The sequence below is a fragment of the Thalassococcus profundi genome, assembly GCF_003344785.1.
Lineage (GTDB): Bacteria > Pseudomonadota > Alphaproteobacteria > Rhodobacterales > Rhodobacteraceae > Puniceibacterium > Puniceibacterium profundi.
Genome location: NZ_QPMK01000001.1, coordinates 457,853 through 477,266, shown reverse-complemented (window position 1 = coordinate 477,266; position 19,414 = coordinate 457,853). Strand labels below are relative to the sequence as shown.

Genomic DNA, 19,414 nt, shown 5'->3' with positions numbered 1-19,414 from the left:
TCGAGACCCGGCACCGCCTATTCGGCGGCGTGCCGTGCGCCGAGGAACCCGCCGGATTGCTTGCTCCAGTAACGCGCATAAAGCCCACGCTGCTTCAGCAACGCCTCGTGCGTGCCTTCCTCGACGACGCGACCACGGTCCAGCACGACGATCCGGTCCATGTCCGCGATGGTCGACAGCCGGTGCGCGATGGCCAGCACGGTCTTGCCCTCCATCACCGCCTCAAGCGCCGACTGAATCGATTCCTCGACCTCGGAGTCGAGCGCGCTGGTCGCTTCGTCCAGGATCAGGATCGGCGCGTCCTTCAGGATCGCACGGGCCAGGGCGATGCGCTGCCGCTGGCCGCCCGACAGTTTCACGCCCCGCTCGCCAAGGTGCGCGGCATAGCCCTTGCGCCCGAAATGATCTTCGAGATCCTTGATGAACTCGTGCGCCTCGGCCTTGCGGGCGGCGGCAAAGACTTCTTCCTCGGTGGCGTCGGGCTTGCCGTACCGGATGTTGTCGAGCGCCGAGCGGTTGAACATCGCGGTCTCCTGCGTGACCATCCCGATCTGCCGCCGCAGGCTTTCCTGGGTGACCTTGGAAATGTCCTGTCCGTCGATCAGAATCTTGCCCTTTTCGGCGTCATAGAGCCGCAACATCAACGCCACCAGCGTGGACTTTCCGGCCCCGGAGGCACCGACAATGCCAAGCTTTTCGCCCGGTTGAATGGTCAGCGCGATATGCTCGATCCCGCCGACATCGCGCCCGTAGGCAAAGCCCAGGTCGTCCAGTTGGATCCGGCCATCGGTGACGGTCAGGTCGGTGGCGTCCGTCGCATCGACCAGCCGATGCGGCGGGGTCAGGGTGCGCATGCCGTCCTCGACCTCGCCGACGTTGGCGTAAAGGCTCATCAACGTGAAGCTGACCCAGCCGGTCATCTGTGCCAGACGCAGGCTGATCGCACCGGTCGCGGCGATGTCCCCGGCCGAAATCACCCCCAGCGTCCAGTACCAAAGCGCCCCGCCCACCAGCAGCACCGGCAGGATGCCCGCCAGCGCCATCAGCCAGAACCGGAAGGCGACCGAGACATATCCGAACTCCAGGAACCGCTTGCGGTAGCTGTCCATCGAATTGAGCGCCGCGCGGTCCTCGTGGTCGTGATGGGCAAAGAGCTTCACCGTCTTGATGTTGGTCACCGTGTCCACCACCTGCCCGGTCACCATCGCCCGGGCCGAGGCACGCGCCTTGGACCGGGTGCGGATGCGCGGCATGTAGTGGCGGATCAGAAAACCATAGGCGATCATCCAGACCAGCAGGCCCGCGGCGATGCGCCAGTCCACCGTGCCCAGAAGCAGGATCGACCCGACGACCGACGCCACGGCGAACAGCACCGTCTGGATGATCTCGGTCACCGTGTCGTTCAGCGCGCGGGCGGTCTGCATTTCCTTCTGCGCGATCCGCCCGGCAAAATCGTCGTCGAAGAACGTGACCGACTGGCCCAGCGTGAACCGGTGCAACCGCGACAGGACGAGGTTCATCACCGCCGGCTGCATCAGGATCGTCTGCGCAAACGAACTCAGCCCCAGCACCGCGGGCCGCAGCCCGATGAAGAACACCAGCGCAAAGACGAAGAGCGCCGTGTTCTCGGCGAAAAGCCCGGTCACGCCGGTGTCCAGCGCCGCGTCGATCACCCAACCCAGCAGCAGCGCCGCGATCACCTCGGCCACGCCGGCAAGCACCGACAGGACGGCGGCAAAGGACATGACCCGGCCCGCCCCCTCCAGCGCCCAGCGGAAGAACGCGAACAGCGTGCGGGGCGGCGGGCCCTTGGCCGGTTGAAAGGGATCTATCCAGGTGTCCGGGTTCATTCTGCTGCGTCCGTGTCGATTTCGGGGTCGATGTCGAGAAAGCCGCCCGATTGGCGCTTCCAGAACTGGGCATATAGTCCGCTCACCGACAAAAGCGCGTCGTGAGTGCCCTCTTCGACGATCCGCCCCTGATCGAGCACGAGGATGCGGTCCATACGGGCAATCGTGCTCAGACGGTGAGCGATGGCGATCACCGTCTTGCCCTCCATCATGCCGTAGAGCGTGTCCTGGATCGCCGCCTCCACCTCGGAGTCGAGCGCGCTGGTCGCCTCGTCCAGCAGCAGGATCGGCGCGTCCTTGAGGATCACCCGCGCCAGCGTCACCCGCTGCCGCTGACCGCCCGACAGTTTCACGCCGCGTTCGCCCACATGGGCGTCATAGCCGCGGCGGCCCTGCGGGTCCTCTAGGTCGAGGATGAACTCATGCGCCTGCGCCTGCCGCGCGGCGGCGATCATCTGCTCTTCGGTGGCGTCGGGACGGCCATACAGGATGTTGTCGCGCACCGACCGATGCAGCAGCGCGCTGTCCTGCTGGACCATGCCGATGGCCAGCCGCAGGCTGTCCTGCGTGACGCGGGAAATGTCCTGTCCGTCGATCAGGATGTGGCCTGACTCGGCATCGTAGAATCGCAAAAGCAGCTTGACGAGGGTCGATTTGCCCGCGCCCGACCGCCCGATCAGGCCAACCTTTTCACCCGGCGCGATGGCCAGGTCGATCCCGTCGAGCCCGCCCGCCTCGCGCCCGTAATGATGCATGAGACCCTTCAGCTCGATCCGCCCTTCGCGCAGTTCAAGCGGCTGCGCATCCGGCGCATCGGTGAGCGTGACGGGCTGGGCGATGGTCTCCATCCCCTCGGCCACGACCCCCAGTTCGCGGAAGAACGAGGTCAGCGCCCACATCAGCCATCCGGTCATCGCGTTGAGCCGCAGCGTCAGCGCCGTCGCCGCCGCGACCACGCCGACGGTGGCCGATCCGGTCATCCAGAACGCCACCGCCAGACCGACAACGCCGACGATCAGCAGCCCGTTGAGCAGCACGAGGGTCACATCCATGATGGTAAAGAGCCGCATTTCGCGCTGGAAGGTGACACGCGTCCTGCTCATCGCCTCGCGCGCATAGTCCAGCTCGCGGTCGTGATGCGCGAACATCTTCACCGAATGGATGTTGGTATAGCTGTCGACGACGCGGCCCGTGACCTCGGACCGCGCGTCCGACGCGGCCTTGGACGCGGGCCCGATCCGGCGGACGGTCCAGCGCATGAGCAGACCGTACAGCACCAGCCAGCCCACCAGGGGCAGCATCAGCCAGGGATCGGCGCGCCCCAGCAGCAGCAAAGCGCCGATGGCATAGGCCACCGCGTAGGACAGGGCGTCGAATATCTGGAACACGGCTTCGCCCGCCGAAGAGGGCGTCTGCATGATCCGGTTGGCGATGCGGCCGGCGAAATCGTCCTCGAACCAGCCCACGGACTGCCGCAGAACATGCCGATGCGCGCGCCAGCGCACGAGGGTGCCGAAGTTCGGCAGGATTGCGTTGTTCAGCACCAGCACGTCCAGCGCCTGCACCACCGGGCGCAGCAGCAGGATCGCCAGCGCCAGCCAGATCAGCGCCGCCCCGTGATCGGCCCAGACCTGCGCCGGATCGCCGGAAAGGATGTCGACGATCCAGCCCATGGCCCAGATCAGCCCCAGCTCGACACCGGCCACGACGACGGACAACAGCGCCGCGATGACAAAGAGCCGCCGGAACGGTCCCACATATTGCAACATGAACGGCAACAGCCGCTGCGGCGGCGTGTCGTTTTGCGGATGGTCGACAAACGGATCGACACGCGATTCGAAAAAACGGAACATGGCAGGATTTCCAGGAAACAGGAGAAAGATGGATAGGGTGAGGCCGATGGCTCACCCGCGCGCGCAGGTTCGCTTTAGGCGAAGCTTGGGATGAGGCGCGCGTTTTCCATTAAGATCTCCATTCCGGTGGTCGTTTCTTACACCGGATGACGCAACCTGTCACCCCCTTGATGCGCGCTCCAGAAGTGCGGCGCGTGTCAGGGCAAACCCCGATGCGATCCAGAGCGCTTCGAGCCGGTCGAGTTCCGCGCCCAGCGCGGGGCCGGTCACCCCCGGCATCAGGTCACGTGCGGTGATCGGAAACTGCGCCTTGGCGCCCTCTTCGATCGCGTCGCGTAACCCGTCGGGGAGCGGCTGTTCCAGAAGCGCGCTCCGCAGCAATGCCGCGTCGATGGCGCGGTCCGCACCATGGCGATAGGCGACCTCGGCCAGGCTTGCGGTGCCATCGATCAGGCTCTGATACAGCGCAAGTCGCTTCTCCTGTGCCCGCGACAGACGCAGGTCCGCGCCGGTGAAGACGCCCAGCGCCGCCAGCCGGCGCAGCGGGTCCGGCGGGCAGTCCAGCGAGCCTTCCGAGTGCACCAGAGGAGCCAGAGCCTGCGTGTCGGCGCCGGGCAGGCACCGGGCCAGCACGCCGGTCTGCTGCATCACGGCCACCGCCGGCGCCGGGTCGGGCGCGGCCAGCAGCTTGATAAGCTCCGCCGTCACACGTTCGCGCGACAGCGCGTCCAGACCGTCTAGGTTGTCCGCGATCGCAGCCAGCGCATCGGCATCAAAGCCGCCGTCCGGGTCGGCATACCAGGCGCTGAACCGAAGGAAGCGCAAAATGCGCAGGTAATCCTCGCGGATGCGCGCCGCAGGATCCTCGATGAACCGCACGAGGCGCGCTTGCAGGTCCGGCAGGCCGCCCAGAGGGTCGATCACATGACCGGACGCATCGGCGTAAAGCGCGTTCATGGTGAAATCGCGGCGGCGGGCGTCCTCTTTCACGTCATCGGAGAATCGCACCGTCGCGTGCCGTCCATCCGTCTCTACATCGGCGCGAAAGGTGGTCACCTCATAACCCGTGCCATCGGCCACCACGGTCACGGTGCCATGGTCGATGCCGGTCGCCACCGGCTTCAGCCCCGCCGCTTCGGCCAAGGCCATGACGGTCCGAGGTCGCGCGTCGGTGGCGATGTCGACATCCTCCACCGCCTTTCCGATCAGCGCGTTGCGCACACATCCGCCCACCGCATAGGCCGCATGCCCGGCATCGGTCAGCATGCCCAGCACCGCTTGCGTCCCAAGTGCGGACAGCCACGCTCCGGACACGCGGGTCATCGGCCCATCCGGTCGGCGAGCCCGCGCAACACCCGCGCGGTTGCCCCCCATATGTAATAGGGGCCGAAAGGCACCGTGTAATAATGCCGCCGCGTGCCGCGCCAGCGCCGGAACTGCACGCTGAAGCGGTCCGGGTCGGTGACATGATCCAGAGGGACCAGGAACACTTCTTCGACCTCGCCGGGTTCGGGCACCGGGTCGAAGGCGCCGCGGACAAGTCCGACGACCGGAGTCATGGCAAAGCTGGTGACGGTCTCATGGCCCGGCAGCGTGCCGAGGATCTCGACCCTGTTGCGCGGCAATCCGATCTCTTCCTCGGCTTCGCGCAGGGCTGCAGCGATGGCGTCGGCGTCAACGTCATCCTGTTTGCCGCCCGGAAAGGCGATCTGTCCCGGATGATGCTTGAGCCGCGACGACCGTTTGGTCAGCACGATATTCAGGCCGTCCGCCCCATCGGTTAGCGCAAGCAGAACGCCCGCCGGACGCAGGATACGTCCGGCGGGCAGCACCACTTCGGGGTTCAGGTCGAAATCCGACGTGGCGCGCGTTTCGGCATCGAGAGCCCGGCGCAGGGCCGCGATCTGTTCAGCGGTCCTGCTCATCTGCGGCCTCGAACCCGACGGTCGCCGGGTCCAGATCGTAATGGGCGCCGCAGAACTGGCAATCGGCGGTCACGCGTCCCTCGTCCGTGGTCATCTTCTCGATGTCCTTGGCCGAGTAGATCGACAGGCTTTGCCGCACGCGATCCTCGGAACAGGTGCAGCCGAAACGGACCGGCTGCGGATCGAAGACGCGCGGCTGATCCTCGTGGAACAACCGGACCAGCAGGTCGGTCGGCGGCAGGCTTGGGCCGATCAATTCCATTTCCTCGACCGTATCGAGGTGGAAATTGGCCCGGTTCCAGTTGTCGCCCTCTTCGCCGTCGACGATATCACCCGCTTCCAGCAGCCCGCCTTCGCCGGACCCGCCGTCCTTGGCAAAGGGCGATGCCTTGGGCATGTGCTGCAGCATGATGCCACCAGCGCGCCAGTGTTCGGACCCGCCCTGTTCGGTGGACCGGCCAAAGCTCAGCTGGAACCGCGTCGGCAGCTGTTCGGATTGCGCAAAGTAGGTGCCCGCACAGGCCGCCAGCGAGTCGCCGGTCAGCGGCGTGATGCCCTGATACGGCTGCATGCCTTCGCCCTGGTCGATCAGGATCGCGAAATACCCCTCCCCCACCTGGTCGATCGGCGCACCGTCGGTCAGGCGGTCCCGGTCGAAGCTTGCATAGGCACGAATGCGCGCGGGTTCGCCGTCAGAGGCAGGCGCGAAGTAATCGGTCGCGATCATCCGCACCGGCCCTTTCGACTGCACCTGCAACGACAGTTTCCAGCGCAGCTTGATCGTCGGACCGATCAGCGCGGTGAGCAAGGCCATCTCGGCCACCAGCGCCTCGACCTGCGGCGGGTAGTCATGCTGCTTCAGAATCCCGCCAAGAACGCCGTCCAGCCGTGCGACACGGCCGCGGATATCCGAGCGGTCAAGCTGAAAGGGCAGGACGGTGTCGTCCCAGGCGAGTTTGGTTCCAAGCGTCATGGGGTTTCCTTATTTGCCGCGGATTGGCATACCGCGTCCATATAAGGGCAACAAGGCAGAGTCCAAGGGGGCGGGAATGACACGGCGATTCGGCACACCGCCCGAGGCGGGGCGCAGTTATACCCGCCGCCCGGGTGTCTACGCGATCCTGCCGCGCCGGGGTATGCTGCTGCTGACCCGGCAAGAGGCCCCCGCGCCGGAACTGCAATTGCCCGGCGGCGGCATCGACCCCGGCGAGTCGCCGTTGACGGCGCTGCACCGCGAGGTGTTCGAGGAAACCGGCTGGCGGATCGCGCAGCCGCGGCGCCTGGGCTGTTTCCGGCGCTTCACCTTCATGCCGGAATACGACCTCTGGGCCGAAAAGATCTGCACGATCTACCTCGCAACGCCGGTTCGGCCTCTCGCAGCCCCGACCGAACCCGATCACATGGCGCTGTGGATGGCCCCAGAGGATGCCGCCCGCAAGCTGGGCAATGCCGGCGACCGCAGCTTTGTCGCCCGTTTCGCGGTGCATTAGGGTCTAAAGAACGTCGAACTCCAGCAGCGTCGCCGATACGTCGTCCTGCAGGCCGGTCTCTGCATCCATGGCAAGGGTCAAGCGCCAGAAGAGATCGTCGAGGAATTCGGTGCCGCAGCCGTCTTGGGCCGTTTCCCGAACCAGCCGCAACAGCCCGACCTCGTCGAGCATGGCGCCGTCTTTCATCACCGCCTCGCTGAACCCGTCGGTGTAAAGCAAGAGGCGGTCGCCGCTGCCCAGCTGCAGCGACTGACGGTCGTAGCGTGCCTCGTCGACAAGCCCGATGGGCAATCCGCCGTCCCCCACGAATTCGGCGCTGCCGTCGGCCCGCAACAGCAGGGGCGGCGGATGGCCCGCCTGCACCATGTCGACCCGGCCACTGGAAAGATCGGCGCGGAAATAGAGCATGGTGAGGTATTCCGCCACGCCGGTATCGCCGGACAAGCGCTCGTTCAGCAGTGCCGCGACTTCTTCGGGCGGGCGCAGGCTCTGGCCCGGGCGCGCGGTACGGTCCAGCGCCAGGTTCTGGTCGGGAAAGCGGGCGCTGAGGTAATCCGCGACCCGCGCCGTCACCAGAGCCGAGGTGATGCCATGGCCCGACACGTCGATGCTGTAGGCCCCCAGCGCCCCCGGTTCGGGGCTGAACATGCCGACCAGATCGCCGCCCACATGGCCGCAGGGTTTCAGCAGCAGGCTCACCCGTGAGGTTCCGAAGACGGCACTTCGGTTCGGCACCAGCGCCTCTTGAATGCGGCGGGCCTGTTTCAGATCGTTGTCGATCGCGTCATAGACCGCCTGCAACTTGGCCAGCGTGTCCGAGATCACCCGGTTCTTGTCGCTGAGTTCGCGTTGCATCGACAGAACCCGCGCGCCGGCATTGATGCGCGCGCGCAATTCGTCCGCGTTGACCGGCTTGGTCAGGAAATCGTCGGCGCCCGCGTCGAGCCCGCGCACCACCTCGCCCTTTTCCGACTTGGAAGTCAAAAGGATGAAATAGCCGTAGGCGTCACGCGGCAGGGCCCGGAATCGGCGGCAGAACTCCAGCCCGTCCATGCCCGGCATCATCCAGTCCGACAGCACCATGTCCGGCGCCAATGTCGGGCACAGCGCCAGCGCCGCTTCGGCGCTTTCGACGCAATGCACCTCGATCCCCCATCGGCCCAGCATCGCCGACAGAATCCTGAGCTGCAGAGGGCTGTCGTCGACGACCAGCACCCGCTGCACCGGACCGGGCGCGGGCGATGTCCCGGACGATGAGAAGCCTGTGACCGTCAACTGAATCCCTTTTGCCGAACCTTCGCGTGACCGCAAAGCCCATACGCGCAGGGGTTTAACGCCGGATGAACCGTAAAATCCGCCAAATTCTTCCCGGACACGCTAACCACGTCTTCACCTCTCGGGTGCAGGGTGCCAGCGTCAAGGAGGTGGCGATGATCGACTGGGCGCGCGTGAGGGAACTTCGCGATGAAATCGGTGAAGAGGAATTTCGGGAGGTGGTGACGCTCTTTCTGGACGAGATGGAAACGTCTCTGTCGCGCCTCGAACCGGATGCCACGGCACAGCGGGCGGAATCCGACCTGCACTTTCTCAAGGGCAGCAGCCTGAACCTCGGGTTCTCCGACCTCGCGTCGTTGTGCCAGCGCGGCGAACGGGCGGCGGCAACCGGTGCGCCCGAAACCGTGACGCCAGAAGAGGTCCGGCGTCTTTACTCCGCGTCCAAAGCGGAATTCATGGCCCAGATGCCGGCTCAACTCGGGGTCTGACGCGACCGTTCGGATCAAACAATGCAGATCGGTGATGTCCCCGTCCGGCGCTCGTCTCCACCGCGGTCTTGCCGCCGAAGGCCATCAGATCACGAACTGCGCCAGCAATTCGTCGTCGGTGATGTCGTGATAGGCAAAGCCCTGATGCTCGAGCTTGGCGAAGAAGTGGTCGAAATTCGCGGCATCGGTGGTTTCGATCCCGATCAGCACCGACCCGAAGTTGCGCGCCGATTTCTTCAGGTATTCGAACCGGGCGATATCGTCCTCGGGCCCGAGAATGTTCAGGAAATCCTTCAGCGCGCCGGGCCGCTGCGGCAGGCGAAGGATGAAGTATTTCTTGACGCCGGAGTAGCGCTGCGCACGTTCCTTGACCTCGGGCAGCCGTTCGAAATCGAAATTCCCGCCCGAGGTCACGCAGACAACGCTGCGGCCCCGGATCGCCTGGCCCAGATCCTTGAGCGCATCGACCGCCAGCGCGCCCGCCGGTTCCAGCACGATGCCTTCGACGTTGAGCATGTCCAACATCGTGGTGCAGAGCCTGTCCTCGTCGATGGCCAGCACATTGGCAAGACCCACGCCCGAGAGCCGCGCAAAGGTGCGTTCGCCGATCTGCCCGACCGCGGCCCCATCGGCAAAGGTGTTGACCTTGGGCAGCTTGACCGGCTTGCCCGCCGCCAGCGCCGCCTGCAGGCAAGCGCCGCCCGAAGGCTCCACAAAGGTATACTGACAGCCGGTGCCGAAATAACTGATCGTCCCGGCGGATAACCCGCCGCCACCCACCGGCACCACGACGTGATCGGGCAAGCCGCCCATCTGATCCTCGATCTCGACCGCGACCGATGCCTGCCCCGCGATGACGTCGTCGTCGTCGAAGGGCGACAGGAAATGCCCGCCCGCCTCGGAACAGAAGCTTTGCGCGGCGTGCAGCGTGTCGTCGAAATAATCCCCGACCATACGGATTTCGATCGCATCACCGCCAAACATCCGCGTCTTCTGGATCTTCTGCTGGGGCGTCGTGACCGGCATGAAGATTACGCCGTGGGTGTCGAAATGCCGGCACATGAAAGCCACGCCCTGCGCATGGTTTCCGGCGCTGGCGCAGACGAAGAGCTTTGCCTCGCGCTGCTTGCGCATGGCATTGAACGCGCCGCGCAGCTTGTAGCTGCGCACCGGCGACAGGTCTTCGCGCTTGAGCCAGATATCGGCGCCGAACCGGTCCGACAGATGCGCGTTGCGCAAGAGCGGGGTCGCTGGAAACACCTCGCGCATCAGCTTTGCGGCGTCGCGGGCTTCGGTCTGGAAATCGGTCATACAGTGCCTTTCGGAACCTCGGCTCGGGGCATCGCGCGGGTCAGTCGATGGGCCGTTTTTCGATGAAATGGCCGTACAGCGTGGTCAGCAGCGAAATCCCGATCACCGTGGCGAACCAGTTCACCACCAGCGCGTAGACCAGGCTGATGAAAGAGGTCGCATCGCCGCTGAGCAGCGTCGGTAGCTGCACGACGATGCTGGCGGCGACGACGATGGCGGTCAGCGTCAGCAGAGTGCCGGTTTCGCCCTTGGTCGCATCCCAGGCCTCTCCCAGCCGCAGCTTTTCGCCCAACGCGGCGGCGGGCAACATCACCGAAAGCCGGAAGAAGAGGTACGCGCCGAACCCGATCATGAAGAACGGCACCATCGCCACGAGCGGCGGCGCGACCATGGCGATCAGGCTGATCGGGATCGACGCCGCGACCACGGCAAAGGCGATGAGCAGCCCCAGCAGGATCGACCGTCCCAGGTAGCTCAGCATGTTGGACCCGTGCCAGCGCGGCAGCCAGCCGGTTGGATATTCCTCGGCCAGGACGAACCGGTGCCAGGCGACGGCGATCCAGAGGCTGGCGATGACGGCGAGGATCGACAGTAGCAGGCTCGATCCGGCCGTGCCCGGGTCCATCACCGGAAATTCCGTCCCCGCCATTTCGGTCATTTCCGGCGGGTTGAGGTACAGGAAAATCGAATTGGCCGCCTGTACCAGGTACAGGACCAGCGACACCCGCAGGGCGTTTTCGAGGTTGGAGAACACCAAGCGCACCGAATGGGTGAAAATCTGCAAGCCCTTCATCGCGGCCCCCTGTCTGACATGTCGCGCCTTGGCTAACATGACCCGCGCCGGGCGGAAATGGGCAAACCTTGCCCCGACTTTGAAAACCGGGTAATCGCCGCGCCAAACCCGAGACAAAGGAACGCCTCATGTCCGCCGCCAAAACGCCCGCGCCCAAGAAAGTCGTCCTGGCCTATTCCGGCGGCCTCGACACCTCGATCATCCTGAAGTGGCTGCAAACCGAATACGGTTGCGAGGTCGTGACCTTCACCGCCGATCTGGGCCAGGGCGAAGAGCTGGAGCCCGCGCGCAAGAAGGCCGAGCTTCTGGGGATCGCACCCGAGAACATCTATATCGAGGATGTGCGCGAGGAATTCGTGCGCGACTTCGTCTTTCCGATGTTCCGCGCCAACGCGCTTTACGAGGGTCTTTATCTGCTTGGCACCTCGATCGCACGCCCGCTGATTTCCAAGAGGCTGGTCGAGATCGCGGCCGAAACCGGTGCCGACGCGGTGGCCCACGGCGCGACCGGCAAGGGCAACGACCAGGTGCGGTTCGAACTCAGCGCCTATGCGCTGAACCCAGATATCAAGGTGATCGCGCCCTGGCGGGAATGGGACCTTTCCAGCCGGACCAAGCTGCTGGCCTTCGCCGAGGAAAACCAGATCCCCATCGCCAAGGACAAGCGCGGCGAAGCGCCGTTCTCGGTTGACGCGAACCTCCTGCACACCTCGTCCGAAGGCAAGGTGCTGGAAGACCCGGCAGAGGCCGCGCCGGATTACGTCTACCAGCGCACCGTTGCACCCGAGGCGGCGCCCGACACGCCGGAATTCGTCGAGATCACCTTTGAAAAGGGCGATGCGGTCGCCATCGATGGCGAGGCTTTGTCGCCCGCGACGATCCTCACCCGGCTCAACGAACTGGGCGGCAAGCACGGCATCGGGCGGCTCGATTTCGTCGAGAACCGCTTCGTCGGCATGAAGTCCCGCGGCATCTACGAAACGCCGGGCGGCACCGTCCTGCTCGAGGCGCATCGCGGGATCGAGCAGATCACGCTCGACAGCGGCGCGGGCCACCTCAAGGATTCGCTGATGCCTCGGTATGCGGAACTGATCTACAACGGCTTCTGGTTCAGCCCCGAACGCGAGATGCTGCAGGCCGCCATCGACAAGAGCCAGGAGCATGTGTCGGGCACCGTCCGGCTCAAGCTCTACAAGGGGGCCGCCACCTGCGTCGGCCGCTGGTCGGACGCGTCGCTTTATTCCGAGGCGCATGTGACCTTCGAAGACGACGCCGGCGCCTATGACCAGAAGGACGCCGCCGGCTTCATCCAGCTCAACGCGCTGCGGCTGAAACTACTGGCCGCGCGCAAGCGGCGGCTCAAGGGCTGAGCGCCGTAACGTCGCGATTGCCACACCGAAAATGCGTCTCTACTTCTGCCCGGAAACGGGCAGGAGACTTCTGATGACCATGGATGAAATCGCGGCGCTGATGCAGCGCGGGCTGGACAGGCACCCGCTGGACGACAGCCTGAAATTCGATTGCGGGGACGATGGCGCGATCACGGTGACGGATGGCAAGGCGCTGCGTCAGGACCTGCCCGCGGATTGCACCATCCGCATCTCGCAGGCCAACCTCGTCAAGCTGATCGACGGCAAGCTGAACCCTATGACCGCCTTTGCCATGGGCAAGATCAAGGTGTCGGGCGACATGTCCGTCGCCCTGAAACTCGGAAAGATGCTGGGCTGAGCCCAAAAGAAAACCGCCGGGCACATGGACCCGGCGGTTTCCGAGCGCCGTCAACTCCGCAGTATCACCAGCGCTCTAACGGTTGTCCTCGAAGGACTACTCGGCAGTGACAACCGTCATCACGAGATTCTCTTCGACCCGGATCGGACCGTCTTCGGTGGCGCCCAGCGTATATTCGAACACGCCGGTCGACATGCCGCCGTCTTCGCCGTGGACCATCAGCATCAGCATGTCGCCCGAAGCCACGTCTTCCTGCAGGATCGCGGCCACGTCCATGTTCTCGCCTTCGCGCAGCGGCGCGTAGCCGACCACGGGGCCGGGCTTCATCTCGGAATCGGTGCGGTGTACCACGAGCCAGCCGTTGGCCGGGGCCACGACCTTGGTGGCGCTCACGACGCCGTTTTCGACCGACTGGTCGGACGCTTCGACGGAGGGTGCCATGCCGTGTGCTGCGGCAAAGGCCATGCCAGCGGATACGGTCAGGGCGGCGGTGGTCATCATAAGAGTCTTCATGTCGTCTCTCCTGTTTTCACATGAGGACAAGGGCGTTTGCCCTGTCTCAAATCGAACACACGGCGGATGCGACGGAGAGTTTCATCGGCGACAGAAATTTTTTCGACTGAATTTCCGAGCCCGTGTCGGCACCCTTAACGCAGGGCGGCGGCGGCCATCTTGTCGTAATACGGCAACGCGCGTGCGGCGAGCTCTGCCGCCGGACCGTCCAGATCGGGAAGCGGTCCCTCGGGCCCCGCAAACCCTGTGGACCGGTGCACCGAGGCGTACCAGACCTCTTTCCAAACGCCGTCCTGGCGGTGCCCGCCATTGGGCCAGGACAGCATGGCGGGATCGAAGGGCAGGCCGATGGCCGTGCAAAGCTTGCGCAGCATGTTTTCCGGATCCTGCCGGATGTCGGCGCTGTCGATCACCACCGGGTCCTGACCGGCGGCGCGCAGCGTCTCGAACAATTCGGCTTGTTGCACGAAACCGATATCCTCGAGCGTCGGGTTCTCGTATTTGGCGCCGAAACTGGCGACCACGCGGGCGGGGTGGCGGATCAGGAAGACATGCGTGCAGCCGCCGAACCAGTCGCGCGGCATCGCCGGGATCATGTGCTGCGCCATGTGCTTGTGATAGACATGCGGCTTGCCGTCCGGGATCGGGCCGAGCAAGGCCGCAGCCACCTCTTCGGCGCTGTCCGGCCGGTCGGCAATGATCTCTTCCCGCATTGGATGATCGAGGCCGGTTTCGCGCAGGTATGGCCCGTAAAACGGTTCATCCACCACGTGGAAGTCGGCGCGGTTGCCGAAACTGTACATCATCGCCGTGCTCAGGTTGCGCGGCCCGGACCACATCGCCAGTCGCATCGGCTATTCCATGATGACTGCGACATCGTCGCAGCGCGGCGGCATCACGCCCTCCCGCACCGCGTCATCGAGGCGCGGCGTGATCGTGTGTACCATTCTGCCATCCGTCAGGGTCAGCGACACGGTGCGATCATGCGCCTGGTACACGCTTTCAACCTGACACGCCTGGAACAGCTGCACCGCGTCGGGCCAAGGAATGTCCGATCCCTCTGGCGGCAACGGCACCAACGGCGCGCAGGCGGCTATTGTCAGAACGGCAGGCAGAAGGGCAAAGCGTGTCATCGGCAGGTCTCCGCGATCAGGGATTTGTAAAGCGCGCGGATGCGTTCGGTGACCGGACCCATCTGCCCCGTTCCGATCTGGCGCCCGTCGATCGACCCGACCGGCGTCTGTGCGCCGAAAGTGCCAGTGAGAAAGGCCTCGTCCGCGCCATAGGCATCGACCAGCGAATAGTTGCGCTCGAAACAGGGGATGCCGTTGGCATGGCAAATCTCGATGACCTTGGCCCGAGTGATCCCGTTCATGCAGTAATCCCCGGTACTGGTCCAGACCGCCCCCTTGCGCACGATGAAGAAGTTGCAGGCGTTGGTGGTGTTCACGAATCCATGCACGTCGAGCATCAGCGCCTCGTCCGCGCCGGCCTTTTCCGCGGCGATGCAGGCGAGGATGCAGTTGAGCTTGGAATGCGAGTTGAGCTTGGGGTCCTGCGTCATCGGCAGCCCGCGCATATGCGGAACGGTGGCCAGCCGGATCGGACGCGGGATCGACGGGCGCGAATGCTCCATAATGATCGCCACCGTCGGCCCCTGCCGCGACAGCGACGGGTGCTGGAACGGCCGGGTCTTGACGCCGCGGGTGACCATCAGCCGGGCATGGGCGTCGGTGGTCATGCCGTTGGCCTTTTGCGTCTCTGACAAGGCGGAAATCACCTGATCGCGGGTCATGCCGATGTCGAGATCGATAGCCTTCGCCGCCTCGAACAGACGGTCCATGTGATCGTCGAGGAACGTCCAGTGCCCGTCGTAAAGCCGCAGACCTTCCCACACGCCGTCGCCCAGCATGAAGCCGGAGTCGTAGACGCTGACCAACGCTTCGGCCCTGGGCTTCAGCGCGCCGTTGAGCCAGATCAGGATGGCGTCGTTGCGGGCATCCTCGGCGGCCTGGTGGGTTGTGACCTCGGTCATGTCGGCTCCTGCGTTGCGTCACGTGATGTCACCATGCCGTGACCGGGCGGGCGCGTCCATTGCCGGATGCGTTGTGCCCGTGCAGTCTGATCGCACAGAAGGAGTTTCATCATGCAGTTCCGCAAACCGCTCACCGCCCTTTCCTGCCTGGTGGCCGCCGCGCTGGCGCTGACCGCGCAGGCGCAGCGCGCGACAGCCGCCGATATCGTCGTCGCCGGCGGCTGTTTCTGGTGCGTCGAGGCCGATTTCGAGAAGGTCGCGGGCGTTGGCGACGTGGTGTCCGGCTACACCGGCGGCACGACCGACAACCCGACCTACAAGCAGGTGACAGGCGGCGACACCGGACATTACGAGGCCGTGAGAATCCCCTACGATCCCGCAAAGATCAATCTGGACCAGCTATACCGCCTGTTCTTCCGTTCGGTCGATCCGACGGATGCGGGCGGCCAGTTCTGCGACCGCGGCGACAGCTACCGCACGGCGATTTTCGTCTCTGATGAACGGCAAAGAGCGGCGGCCGAACAGGCCAAGGCCGAGGCGCAGCGCGCACTTGGGCAGGAGATCGTCACGCCGATCCTTGACGCGGACACCTTCTACAAGGCCGAGGACTATCACCAGGACTACTACAAGGGCACGAACAGGGTCCTGACCCGGTTTGGCTATATCGACCAGAAAGACGCGTACGAACGCTACCGCGAAGGCTGCCGCCGCGACCAGCGCGTGCGTGCACTGTGGGGCGACGACGCGCCATTTGTTGGCGGGTAAGAGGCGCCGCTTTCGCACAGAGGCGCATTTTCCTCGAGGGAAACGGACCGGAAATCTCGGGATTTCCGGCACCCTTCAGAAACGGCTGTCCTGCACGTCCTTGAGATCGGGAATGACATCTGCCGTCCCGTGGCGCGTCGTCATGATCGCCGCGGCACGGTTGGCTTGCGCCAGCGCCTGCGCCATCGGCATCCCACGATCCAGGCCGGCCACGAGAAATCCCGTGAATGTATCGCCGGCACCCGTGGTATCCACCGGCGTCACAGGCAGCGCCGGGATGTCCTGCGCGTGTCCCGTGTCGGTGTTGATCCAGCGGCAGCCATCTGCCCCGAGGGTGATCACCACGTCGCGGACCGGCAGAGCGTCCGGTGGCAGACCGGTCGCCGTCTCGAGCTGCGCCGCCTCGACCGCGTTCAATACGAGCAGGTCGAGCAGCGGCAAAACCTCGGCCACAGCCTCCGCGCCGAAGGGCGCAGCGGCATAGGCGATGCGCAGCCCCCGCGCCGACGCCATTCCGGCCCCTGCCCTTTGCGCATTCGTTTCGTTCTGGAACAAAAACGTGTCGCGCGCCGTCGACAGCTCGAGCGCGAGGTCGATTTCCGTCTCTGACAAGGCCCAATTGGCGCCCGGATGCAGAAGAATCGTGTTCTCGCCGGCATCGTCCACGGCGATGATCGCATGGCCCGTCGCCTCGGCGGCTACCGCGATGTGGCGGGTGTCGACGCCGTATTCCAGCAGCCGGTTGGAGGCCCATTGCCCGTCCTCGCCGACCGCGCCGATATGCACCACATGCGCCCCGGCCCGCGCCGCCGCGACGGACATGTTGGCACCCTTGCCGCCCAGCCCGCGCGACATTGATGTCGCCGCCAAAGTCTCCCCCGCGCCCGGCAGATGCGGCACACGGTAGACAAGGTCCGCGTTGATCGAGCCGAGGTTGAAGATGGTCACGACCGATCCTCCTTCATCTTGCCACCCGCGAAATTTGCGTCGCAAAATTCGCGGTCAAACTCCCGCCGGAGGCTCCGATCCCCGCCACACGCGCCGTCATCCGACCTTGCACGCCGCCAGCACCGCCATGTTGAGGATATCGTTCGCGGTCGAGACCGACGAGCAGATCTGGATCGACTTGTCGACACCGGCGAGGATCGGGCCGATCACCGTCGCACCCGCCATTTCCTGCATCAGCTTGACCGAGATTGACGCCGAGTGCCGCGCCGGGACGATCAGGATGTTGGCCGGCCCGCTGAGACGCGAGAACGGATAGGCCTCCATCGCGCGGGCATTGAGCGCCACGTCCACGGTCATCTCGCCCTCGTATTCGAAGGACACACCGCGCTGGTCCAGCACCTGCGGCGCAATGTGCATCTTGGCCGCGCGTTCCGACACGGGGTACCCGAACGTCGAGAAGGATACGAAGGCCACCCGCGGCTCCAGTCCAAGGTGCCGGGCGACGCCAGCCGCGCGTTCCGCGATGTTGGCCATGTCATGCTCGTCGGGCCATTCATGCACCAGCGTGTCGCCGATCAGCACGATCCGGCCCTTGTGCAGCAGCGCCGTGATGCCAGCGGCGCCGTGTTTCGCATCGGCGTCGAAGACATGGTTGATCCGCTGCATCACATGCGCCGATTTGCGCGTCGCACCGGTGATCAGACCGTCGCCATGGCCATGCGCCAGCATCAAGGCCGCAAAGACGTGCCGGTCGCGGGTCGCAAGCCGGTGGATGTCCTGCCGGTCGTGACCTTCGCGCTGCAACCGGTCGTAGAGGAAAGCCTTGTAGGTTTCGAGATACCGGGTGTTCGCGGCGTTCACCACTTCGATCTCGCGGTAGGCGTCTTCTAGGCCGGCCGCTTCGAGCTTGGCCTTCACATCCGCTTCGCGCCCGACGACCAGCGCGGTGCCGAGGCCGGACCGCTGGTACATGACCGCGGCGCGCAGTACGCGCGGATCGTCGCCTTCGGCAAAGATCATCCGCGCCTGGGCCGCCCGCGCCCGGGCGTTGATGCCGCGCAGGATGCTGGCGGTCGGGTCCATGCGGGATTTCAGCGACAGCTCGTAGGCATCCATGTCGATGATCGGCCGCCGGGCCACGCCGGTGTTCATGCCCGCGCGGGCCACCGCCGTGGGAATGCGGTGGATCAGCCGCGGATCAAAGGGCGTGGGAATGATATAGTCGCGCCCGAAACTGAGGTTCTTGCCATAGGCGAGCGCCACCTCGTCCGGCACGTCCTCGCGGGCGAGTTCCGCCAGCGCCTCGGCACAGGCGATCTTCATCTCGTCGTTGATCGCGCGGGCGTGGATGTCGAGCGCGCCGCGGAAGAGATAGGGAAAGCCCAGGACGTTGTTCACCTGGTTCGGATAATCGCTGCGCCCGGTGGCGACGATGGCGTCGGGCCGCACAGCATGGGCATCCTCGGGGGTGATCTCGGGGTCCGGGTTGGCCATGGCGAAGATCACCGGGTTGTCGGCCATGCTTTTGACCATGTCCTGCGTCACCGCGCCCTTGGCCGAAACGCCGAGGAAGACGTCGCAATCGACCATCGCCTCTTCGAGGCTGCGCGCGGGAGTATTGGCGGCATGGGCCGATTTCCACTGGTTCATGCCCTCGGTGCGGCCCTGGAAGATCACGCCCTTGGTGTCGCACATGATGCAGTTGTCGTGCCGCGCACCCATGGCCTTCAGCAGCTCGAGGCAGGCGATGCCGGCGGCGCCCGCGCCGTTCAGCACGATCTTGACGTCCTCGATGTTCTTGCTGCTCAGGTGCAGCGCATTGATGAGACCTGCCGCACAGATCACGGCGGTGCCGTGCTGGTCGTCGTGAAAGACCGGAATGTCCATCTGTTCCTTGAGCGTCTGCTCGATGATGAAGCACTCGGGCGCCTTGATGTCCTCTAGGTTGATTCCGCCGAAGGTCGGACCCATGAGCTTCACCGCATTGATGAAGGCGTCGGGGTCCTCGGTATCCAGTTCGATGTCGATGGAATTCACGTCGGCGAAACGCTTGAAGAGCACCGACTTGCCCTCCATCACCGGTTTCGACCCCAGCGCGCCGAGGTTGCCGAGGCCCAGCACCGCGGTGCCGTTGGAGATCACCGCCACCAGGTTGCCCTTGTTGGTGTAATCGTAGGCCAGTTCGGGGTTCTGAGCGATTTCCTCGCAGGGCACGGCAACGCCCGGCGAATAGGCGAGGCTCAGGTCCCGCTGCGTGGTCATGGGCACGGTGGCCTGCACCTCCCACTTGCCGGGGGTCGGTTCCAGGTGGAAGGCCAGCGCCTCTTCTCGGGTGTATTTCTGGTTGCTCATTCCGGCGCTCCTCCCAAAGCGGTCGGTTGCTCTTAGACCAGCGGCGGGGGCGGCTCAACCGCGTTGGTTTTGGCTTTCGGTCGGATGC

19 protein-coding genes are annotated in these 19,414 nt (G+C 65.0%); 5 read left to right on the top strand and 14 right to left on the bottom strand.

Going from position 1 to position 19,414, the window contains the following annotated elements; all coding sequences use genetic code 11:
- Window positions 1-17: 17 nt before the first annotated feature.
- From DU478_RS02190 to hslO, 5 genes are all read right to left on the bottom strand, one after another.
- Complete coding sequence (locus DU478_RS02190; RefSeq protein ID WP_114509282.1) at window positions 18-1,850, bottom strand: ABC transporter ATP-binding protein; 1,833 nt, start codon at window positions 1,848-1,850, stop codon at window positions 18-20.
- Window positions 1,847-3,703: an ABC transporter ATP-binding protein gene (locus DU478_RS02185; protein WP_114509281.1), complete on the bottom strand. Its 1,857-nt coding sequence runs from the start codon at window positions 3,701-3,703 to the stop codon at window positions 1,847-1,849. Before DU478_RS02185 ends, DU478_RS02190 begins: the two co-directional genes overlap by 4 nt.
- Before the next feature lie 159 nt (window positions 3,704-3,862).
- Complete coding sequence (locus DU478_RS02180) at window positions 3,863-5,026, bottom strand: CCA tRNA nucleotidyltransferase (protein WP_114509280.1); 1,164 nt, start codon at window positions 5,024-5,026, stop codon at window positions 3,863-3,865.
- Window positions 5,023-5,628 (bottom strand): CoA pyrophosphatase, encoded by a 606-nt coding sequence (locus tag DU478_RS02175; protein WP_114509279.1) that lies wholly within the window; start codon window positions 5,626-5,628, stop codon window positions 5,023-5,025. The genes DU478_RS02180 and DU478_RS02175 overlap by 4 nt, the downstream gene beginning before the upstream one ends.
- Complete coding sequence (gene hslO / locus DU478_RS02170) at window positions 5,612-6,601, bottom strand: Hsp33 family molecular chaperone HslO (protein ID WP_114509278.1); 990 nt, start codon at window positions 6,599-6,601, stop codon at window positions 5,612-5,614. Before hslO ends, DU478_RS02175 begins: the two co-directional genes overlap by 17 nt.
- A gap of 76 nt (window positions 6,602-6,677) precedes the next feature.
- Between hslO and DU478_RS02165 the strand changes: the two genes are divergently transcribed.
- Entirely contained in the window at window positions 6,678-7,118 is a 441-nt protein-coding gene (locus DU478_RS02165; protein ID WP_114509277.1) for an NUDIX hydrolase, read from the top strand.
- A gap of 3 nt (window positions 7,119-7,121) precedes the next feature.
- Here the strand turns inward: DU478_RS02165 and DU478_RS02160 are convergent, their stop codons facing one another.
- The gene (locus tag DU478_RS02160) at window positions 7,122-8,393 is read right to left on the bottom strand and encodes a PP2C family protein-serine/threonine phosphatase (protein ID WP_267897073.1); all 1,272 of its coding nucleotides are present in this window, start codon (window positions 8,391-8,393) and stop codon (window positions 7,122-7,124) included.
- 155 nt (window positions 8,394-8,548) lie between these two features.
- On the opposite strand from DU478_RS02160, the gene DU478_RS02155 reads away from it, so the two are divergent.
- Window positions 8,549-8,881: an Hpt domain-containing protein gene (locus DU478_RS02155; protein ID WP_114509276.1), complete on the top strand. Its 333-nt coding sequence runs from the start codon at window positions 8,549-8,551 to the stop codon at window positions 8,879-8,881.
- Between the two features lie 84 nt (window positions 8,882-8,965).
- Here DU478_RS02155 and ilvA read toward each other — a convergent pair whose 3' ends face one another.
- Complete coding sequence (gene ilvA, locus DU478_RS02150) at window positions 8,966-10,192, bottom strand: threonine ammonia-lyase IlvA (RefSeq protein WP_114509275.1); 1,227 nt, start codon at window positions 10,190-10,192, stop codon at window positions 8,966-8,968.
- Window positions 10,193-10,232: 40 nt separating this feature from the next.
- Window positions 10,233-10,985, bottom strand: a complete 753-nt coding sequence (locus DU478_RS02145; RefSeq protein ID WP_114509274.1) for a hypothetical protein — start codon at window positions 10,983-10,985, stop codon at window positions 10,233-10,235.
- 128 nt (window positions 10,986-11,113) lie between these two features.
- Here DU478_RS02145 and DU478_RS02140 point away from each other — a divergent pair, with 128 nt between their 5' ends.
- Window positions 11,114-12,355: an argininosuccinate synthase gene (locus DU478_RS02140; protein WP_114509273.1), complete on the top strand. Its 1,242-nt coding sequence runs from the start codon at window positions 11,114-11,116 to the stop codon at window positions 12,353-12,355.
- A 73-nt stretch (window positions 12,356-12,428) separates the two neighbouring features.
- Window positions 12,429-12,713: an SCP2 sterol-binding domain-containing protein gene (locus tag DU478_RS02135; RefSeq protein WP_114509272.1), complete on the top strand. Its 285-nt coding sequence runs from the start codon at window positions 12,429-12,431 to the stop codon at window positions 12,711-12,713.
- 96 nt (window positions 12,714-12,809) lie between these two features.
- Here DU478_RS02135 and DU478_RS02130 read toward each other — a convergent pair whose 3' ends face one another.
- The 4 genes from DU478_RS02130 to DU478_RS02115 form a co-directional block, all read right to left on the bottom strand.
- A complete protein-coding gene (locus DU478_RS02130; protein ID WP_114509271.1) occupies window positions 12,810-13,226 on the bottom strand; it encodes a DUF7282 domain-containing protein in 417 nt (138 codons plus the stop codon).
- Window positions 13,227-13,360: 134 nt separating this feature from the next.
- Window positions 13,361-14,077, bottom strand: coding sequence for a sulfotransferase-like domain-containing protein (locus tag DU478_RS02125; RefSeq protein ID WP_114509270.1), 717 nt, complete (start codon window positions 14,075-14,077; stop codon window positions 13,361-13,363).
- A 3-nt stretch (window positions 14,078-14,080) separates the two neighbouring features.
- A complete protein-coding gene (locus DU478_RS02120; protein ID WP_114509269.1) occupies window positions 14,081-14,359 on the bottom strand; it encodes a hypothetical protein in 279 nt (92 codons plus the stop codon).
- Window positions 14,356-15,261, bottom strand: a complete 906-nt coding sequence (locus DU478_RS02115) for a D-amino acid aminotransferase (protein WP_114509268.1) — start codon at window positions 15,259-15,261, stop codon at window positions 14,356-14,358. Before DU478_RS02115 ends, DU478_RS02120 begins: the two co-directional genes overlap by 4 nt.
- A gap of 111 nt (window positions 15,262-15,372) precedes the next feature.
- Here DU478_RS02115 and msrA point away from each other — a divergent pair, with 111 nt between their 5' ends.
- Window positions 15,373-16,026 (top strand): peptide-methionine (S)-S-oxide reductase MsrA, encoded by a 654-nt coding sequence (gene msrA, locus DU478_RS02110; RefSeq protein ID WP_114509267.1) that lies wholly within the window; start codon window positions 15,373-15,375, stop codon window positions 16,024-16,026.
- A gap of 75 nt (window positions 16,027-16,101) precedes the next feature.
- Here the strand turns inward: msrA and DU478_RS02105 are convergent, their stop codons facing one another.
- Both DU478_RS02105 and DU478_RS02100 read right to left on the bottom strand, forming a co-directional pair.
- Complete coding sequence (locus tag DU478_RS02105; RefSeq protein WP_114509266.1) at window positions 16,102-16,974, bottom strand: ribokinase; 873 nt, start codon at window positions 16,972-16,974, stop codon at window positions 16,102-16,104.
- A 96-nt stretch (window positions 16,975-17,070) separates the two neighbouring features.
- Window positions 17,071-19,326: an NADP-dependent malic enzyme gene (locus tag DU478_RS02100; RefSeq protein ID WP_114509265.1), complete on the bottom strand. Its 2,256-nt coding sequence runs from the start codon at window positions 19,324-19,326 to the stop codon at window positions 17,071-17,073.
- Window positions 19,327-19,414 lie beyond the last annotated feature (88 nt).